The organism is Martelella sp. (assembly GCF_984369615.1).
Genome location: NZ_CFHTCS010000263.1, coordinates 1 through 6,282, shown reverse-complemented (window position 1 = coordinate 6,282; position 6,282 = coordinate 1). Strand labels below are relative to the sequence as shown.

Here is a 6,282-nt window from a genome sequence, read left to right as displayed (position 1 = left end):
ATGTTCTACGGCATCATCCAGCGCGGCCTCGACAAGTGGAACGCCTCGTTCTTCTGCGGCTCGGCCGCCGTTCTGAGGCGCGAGGCGCTCAATTCCGTGAACGGCTTTTCCGGCGTCTCGATCACGGAAGACTGCGAAACCGCCGTTGAACTTCACTCCAACGGCTGGAACAGCGTCTATGTCGACCGGCCGCTGATTGCCGGCCTGCAGCCCGCGACCTTCTCGAGCTTCATCGGCCAGCGCAGCCGCTGGGCCCAGGGCATGATGCAGATCCTGCGCTTCAAGTTCCCGATCCTGCTGCGCGGGCTGACGCTGCCGCAGCGGCTTTGCTACATGTCCTCCAACCTGTTCTGGCTTTTTCCCTTCGCGCGCGCTTCGTTCATGATCGCGCCCTTGTGCTATCTGTTCTTCGGCCTGCAGATATTCGACGCGTCCGGCGGCGAGTTTCTTGCCTATACGCTCTCCTATCTGATCGTGAACATGTTGATCCAGAACTACCTTTTCGGCCAGTTCCGGTGGCCGTGGATTTCAGAGCTCTACGAATATATCCAGACCATCCACCTGATGCCCGCCGTGGTCTCGGCCATCATCAATCCGAAGAAACCGTCCTTCAAGGTGACGGCGAAGGACGAGTCAATCGAGCAGAGCCGGTTGTCCGAAATCAGTCGGCCGTTCTTCATCATCTTTTTCGTCTTCGTCGCCGCCATGGTGATGATGGCCTACAGGCTCTACGCGGAACCCTATCTCGCGGGCGTGACCTGGGTTGTCGGCGGGTGGAACTTCCTCAACCTGTTCCTGACGGCCGCGGCCCTCGGCGTGGTCTCGGAGGTCGGCGAGCGGCAGAAGGCGCGCCGGGTGAAGATGTCGCGGCGCTGCGAGCTGGTGATCGGCGACAGCGTCTATCGCGGCACCATCGAGGATGTCTCGACCGACGGCGCCGGCCTGCAGGTGCAGGTGCGCGATCTTGACAGGCTGCGCCCCGGCACGCACGCTCTCCTGCGCGTCGAGCCGCACAAGGGCGGTGATCCGGGCGAGGTGCCGGTGATGATCCGCCATGCGCGGTCTCTGGGCGAACTCGCCATGGTCGGTTGCCGCTACGCGCCGGTCTGCAGCCTGCATCATTCCATGGTCTCGGATCTGATGTTCGCCAATTCCGAGCGCTGGCAGCAGTTGCTTCAGTCGCGCAAGAACGACCCCGGAACGCTTGGCGGCACGTTCTGGTTCATCAAGATGTCGATCCGGCAGATGGGGCGCGGCCTCAGCTACTTTATCGGCAAATACCAGCCGAATACCGGCGGTGTCGTGGTCAGGGGCAAGGGCAAGAGCTGATGGGACGGATCCTGCTTTTCATTGTTTTCCTGCTTGCCGGCCCGGCGGTCGCCGCGGCGCAGACCGCGCCGGACGCCGCCGCGCCCTTCGACATGGGCTCCGACGGCTCGGGCCCGCCGCCGCAGGCGGTCGATCCCGCAACGCCGCAACCGGCAACGGCAGCGCCCGCGACGCCGGAGACCGCCGAGCGACTGCCCTTCTTCCGCTATGTCATCCCCGCCGACGAGATGCGCATCGAGGGCGAGAATGTCGAACGGTCCTGGTCAATGTACCTGACCGAGGAACAGGCGCGCTCTGCGGCCAAGTTCAACATCGGCTACCAGAATTCGATCTTCGTTGCGCCCGAATTTTCGAGACTGACGATTTCCTTCAACAATGTCGAGGTGGCAAGCCCGCCGCTGTCGTCGTCCGAGCGCAAGTCCGACCTGCGCTTCGATGTACCTGACGGCGTGCTCAAGCCCGGCTACAACATCGTCTCCTTCAAGATCAAGCAACGCCACCGCACAGACTGCGACCTCGAATCCACCTATGATCTGTGGACCGATATCGATCCGGAACGCACCTTCCTGATGTTCGACAATCCCGATGCCGGGTTGATGTCGACCACCGACGATATCCGCGCGGTCGGCGTCGATGCTCTCGGCCGCACCCGGTTCCATATCGTCGCGCCGGGCCTCTCCGATACGATCGCCGCCGATCCGCTCCTCGAACTGGCACAGGGACTGGCGCTCCTGGCCGACATGCCGAACACCCTGTTTACCTATTCGAAGAGCGAACCGGTGAAATTCGCCTCCGGCGTCCTGCCGGTCTATGTCGGCACGCCCGCCGAACTGCGGCCGCTGCTCGGCGATGCGCTTCCGGATATCGGCACCACCCAGTCGGCGCGCTTCGTCTCCACCAACGCGCTCGGCCAGAGCGTGCTCGTGCTGGTGGCGCCGTCCTGGCAGCGCATCGGTCCGCTGATTGACGGCATCACCGCGCCGGCGGCGCGCTCGGCCGCGCAGAAGGACGAGGCCTATTCCACCCATTCCTGGCGCAAGCAGGACACCCAGCTCCTGACCGGTCACCGCACGCTGACCTTCGAGCAGCTCGGCATTCCGACCCAGGAATTCTCGGGCCGCGTTTTCCGCGCCGAATTCGCCATCGGCCTGCCCGCCGATTTCTATGCCGACGCCTATGGCGAGGCGCGGCTTCTGCTTGACGCCGCCTACGGCCCGATCGTGCTGCCCGGCAGCCGCCTGCATGTCTTCGTCAACGATCAGCTCGCCGCGACATGGCCGATCAGCACGGTCAACGGCGCGGTTCTGCGCCGCACGCCGGTCAGGTTCACCATGCGCCACATGCGTCCAGGCGTGAACAAGATCGTTCTCGAGGCCGCGCTTCTCACCAAGGAGGACGCCGCCTGCCTGCCCGGCCAGACCGCCGACGACACGCCGCGCTTCGCCGTTTTCGACACCAGCGAATTCGAGATGCCCAATTTCGGCCGGGTGGCGCAGGTGCCCAATCTGTGGGCGACGAGCGGGACGGGCTTTCCCTATTCGCGCCACGAGGACCGCATCCCCTTATATATGGACAGCCTGAACGGCGACACGATGAGCGCGGCCTCCGACTTTGTCGCCAAGCTCGCCAACGCCGCGCGCCACCAGATTCCGGTCGACGTGGTGAATTCCGTCGACGATGTCGGTGACGGCGACGCGATCTTTCTCGGCGCGATCGGCACGTTGCCGGCTCAGGCGCTGCGCGAGACCAAGGTGTCCCAGACAAGCCGGAGCGTCTGGACGCAGCAGGTCGGCGGCGAGGCCAATTACAACGAAGCGCCGGAAACCACGATCGAGGAATGGGACGAGGCGGTGACGGCCGGCTGGTACAACTGGATCTTCGAGGTGGAAAAATACTTAAAGCGCAATTACGACCTCTCCTTCGAGACCTTGCGCTTCCTGCCGCGGCCGGACACCGATTATCTGCCGCCCAACTCGATTTCGATGATCGTTGCGCAGGAACCGAGCCCCAATGACGACGGGGCGTGGACGATGATCGCGGCTCCGACCCATGAAAACCTGGAAAACGGCATGACGGCGCTGACCAAGCGCCAGCACTGGGATGCCGTGCAGGGGCGCATAACAACCTATAACCGCAATACCGGGGTGATCGACAATATCGGCATCGGCGCGACTGTGTTCATCTTCGACACGCCGTTCTCGGTCAACAATATCCGCCTGGTGCTGACCAACTGGTTTTCGACCAACACCATGTCCTTTTCGCTGGCGCTGGTGATCGGCACCGTTCTGCTCGGCATCGCGACCAAACAGATGCTGACCCGGTTCGGCCGCTACGACGAATAGGCCGGATCAGGCCGGTTGCGCGGCAATCCCCAGCGTCTGGAAGCCGATTGCCGCCGCTCCGGCAAGGCCGGGCTCCGCGCCGCTTGTCGCCGGAACGACCAGTCTGTGCCGCGGCTTTGCCAGCGTGAGCGGCCGCACTGCGCTATCGATTGCCGAAACAAGCGCATGATCGCGGGCCAGACCGCCGCCCGCCGGCACGATCGTCGCGCCGGTGAGGTTGATCGCCATGGCAAGCGGCCCGGCAAGAAGCTGAAGGCAGGTCTCCACCGTTTGCGCGGCGCGCGCCTCGCCCGCATGCCAGCCCGAAAGAATGGCGGGTGCCGCCCTTGTTTCGCCGTGCAGGAATGCATGGAGGCGCTGAAGGCCGGGACCGCCGGCAACGGTGTCGACGCAGCCCGACAGGCCACAGCCGCAGGCAAAATGCGGGATTGGCCTTTCGCCGACGACAAGAGGCACGACGGGCCCGTGGCCCCATTCGCCGGCAAAACCGCCGGCCCGGTTGATCAGCCGCTTTCCCGAGACGAGGCCGCCGCCGACGCCCGTTCCGAAAATCACTCCGAAAACGATGTCATGATCCCGTCCGGCGCCGTAGACCGCCTCGGATACGGCGAAGCAGTCGGCGTCATTGGCGATGATGACGGGAAGCTGCGTCCGGTCCTCGAGGTCGGCCTTGAGGTTGGTGCCGTGGATTGCCGGAATATTGGCGACGACCAGATTGCCCGTTTCCGGATTGACGATGCCTGCAAGAGAAATGGCAAGCGCCGCCGGGCGCTCGGGCAAGTCATCGATGATGGAGGAAATGAGGGCGAGGAAGGCGCCGTGGTCGCCGGCGGGGGTTTCGAAACGGGAGACCTTGCCCGGCAGCGCGCCGTCGGTTGCGGTTGCCGCGCGGATTGCGGTGCCGCCAATATCGAAACACAGGATCTTGTCAGCCATCGCATGCTCCTCTCAAGGAAAGGGCCTAAGCAGTGACCTTCACCCGGTTGCGCCCCTCGGTCTTTGCGGTGTAGAGCGCCTTGTCCGCCAAATCAACGATATCCGGCTGGCTTGCCTGCGGGTTGAACACCGAGACGCCGATGCTGATCGTCAGGTGGCGTTCGTCGCCGTCCGGCAGGATCATCACCTGTTCTGCCACTGCCTTTCGGACCCGCTCGGCGATTGCCGCGGCCTCGTAGGCGCGCAGGCCCGGCATGATCATCACGAATTCCTCGCCCCCGTAGCGATAGGCGCGATCCTCCTTGCGGGCGTTTTTCGAAATCACGTCCGCGACCTGGCGCAGCACGTCATCGCCGGCTAGGTGGCCGTAGGTGTCGTTGAACGTCTTGAAATGGTCGACGTCGATCAAGAGCAGGGCAAAGGGCTGGTTGGTCTCGCGCGAAGCCTGGATGCGGGCATCGAGGGCCCGGTCGAATTCGCGGCGGTTGTCGAGCCCGGTCAGCCCGTCGGCGCGCGCGGCGGCGGCGAGCTTGTTCTCCTGCAGGATGATCTGCTTCAGCATGGCGTTGAAGGCTCCGGCGACCGATGCGAGCTCCGGCGGAACGCGGACGTCGATCTCCCGGTCGCGTTCGCCATCGGCGATGCGCATGGCGCCCTCGACCAGCTTGTCGGTGCTGCGGATCAGCGCCTGATCGATGATATAGATGCCGGCGCCGGCGAAGATGATGGCCATAAGACCCGCGATGATGGCGAAGACTTCCAGCCGCCGCATCACCTCGAGGGCGCGGGCGTGGCTTTCCTCGTTCATCAGACGCATGGTCTCGGCAATGTCCTCGACCCGCTTGCCGGTTTCCGCGATCACGCTTTCGAAGCGCATCAGCGTCGGGTTGACGGCATCGTCCTCGGGCTCCACGGAGGCGGCGACCTTAAGAAGGGCTGACCATTGCTGCTCCACGCCCTGGAGGATCGGGGCAAAGGCCGGATAGGCCGCGGTCGTCTGTTCCAGATCGCGCAGATGCGTCGCGACATCGCGCTCGGCCGCCTCGAATGCGCTGCGGTAGTGTTCATCGCCGCTGTTGGCATAGTCATTGACCGAAGCGGCGATGTCCCAGAGATTGGACTGAATCCGCTCAAGCGAAACGAGCACCCTGTGCTGGGTGTGGAGCACGTGGCGGAAAGGTTCGGCGACCTGCTGACGGTATTGCGTGTACCAGACCACCGAGAAAAGCAGGACCGGCAACAGGGCGAGCAGAAAGCCGAAGACGAGCCAGGCCCTGAGCGAAAGGCTCTGAAGCCATCGCCTTGCCGCTCCGGTCTTGATTTGCTCATCCATTCGCGTCGTCTCCAGATATCTCGACGGTCTTCACGCCGGCGTGCAAGGGCTTGCTGGGTTCATATCGGCGCCGCCTCAACGATGCGTCCTGCGGGGATCGTTCATTTGCAAGCGGGCCATGTCTCCGGGCGTCTTGGCCGGACCGGAAGAACCTCGAGGCGGGCGCCTCGGCGTTGTTTCGGTTGAAACATCCGCGGTCGCGGGACAGGACGCGTCTTCCCTTTGCCCGGTTTTACTAAAACGCCGCCGCGCAAAAAGGTACAACCATCCGCAAGTTGTTTTCCGTGCCGCCGGTTGCGTCAAAGCCCGCGCCAGCCGGCCGGTTCGCCGGACACAGCAAGA

Annotated in this window: 4 protein-coding genes; 2 read left to right on the top strand and 2 right to left on the bottom strand. The window is 63.9% G+C overall.

The genetic code is table 11. The features are described from left to right. Window positions 1-1,329 (top strand): glycosyltransferase family 2 protein (locus AC5DC2_RS17595; protein ID WP_491699411.1); only part of this gene is annotated, 1,329 nt, incomplete at its 5' end. Beyond that, window positions 1,329-3,671, top strand: a complete 2,343-nt coding sequence (locus tag AC5DC2_RS17590; protein WP_491699410.1) for a cellulose biosynthesis cyclic di-GMP-binding regulatory protein BcsB — start codon at window positions 1,329-1,331, stop codon at window positions 3,669-3,671. The genes AC5DC2_RS17595 and AC5DC2_RS17590, both read left to right, overlap by 1 nt. Before the next feature lie 6 nt (window positions 3,672-3,677). Here the strand turns inward: AC5DC2_RS17590 and AC5DC2_RS17585 are convergent, their stop codons facing one another. Both AC5DC2_RS17585 and AC5DC2_RS17580 read right to left on the bottom strand, forming a co-directional pair. Further along, the gene (locus tag AC5DC2_RS17585) at window positions 3,678-4,607 is read right to left on the bottom strand and encodes an ROK family protein (RefSeq protein ID WP_491699409.1); all 930 of its coding nucleotides are present in this window, start codon (window positions 4,605-4,607) and stop codon (window positions 3,678-3,680) included. A gap of 25 nt (window positions 4,608-4,632) precedes the next feature. Next, window positions 4,633-5,940: a GGDEF domain-containing protein gene (locus AC5DC2_RS17580; RefSeq protein ID WP_491699408.1), complete on the bottom strand. Its 1,308-nt coding sequence runs from the start codon at window positions 5,938-5,940 to the stop codon at window positions 4,633-4,635. Window positions 5,941-6,282: the final 342 nt, after the last annotated feature.

Coding starts and splice junctions, on each gene's coding strand:
- AC5DC2_RS17590 (WP_491699410.1), top strand. CDS start 1,329: ATGGGACGGATCCTGCTTTTCATTGTTTTCCTGCTTGCCGGCCCGGCG.
- AC5DC2_RS17585 (WP_491699409.1), bottom strand. CDS start 4,607: ATGGCTGACAAGATCCTGTGTTTCGATATTGGCGGCACCGCAATCCGC.
- AC5DC2_RS17580 (WP_491699408.1), bottom strand. CDS start 5,940: ATGGATGAGCAAATCAAGACCGGAGCGGCAAGGCGATGGCTTCAGAGC.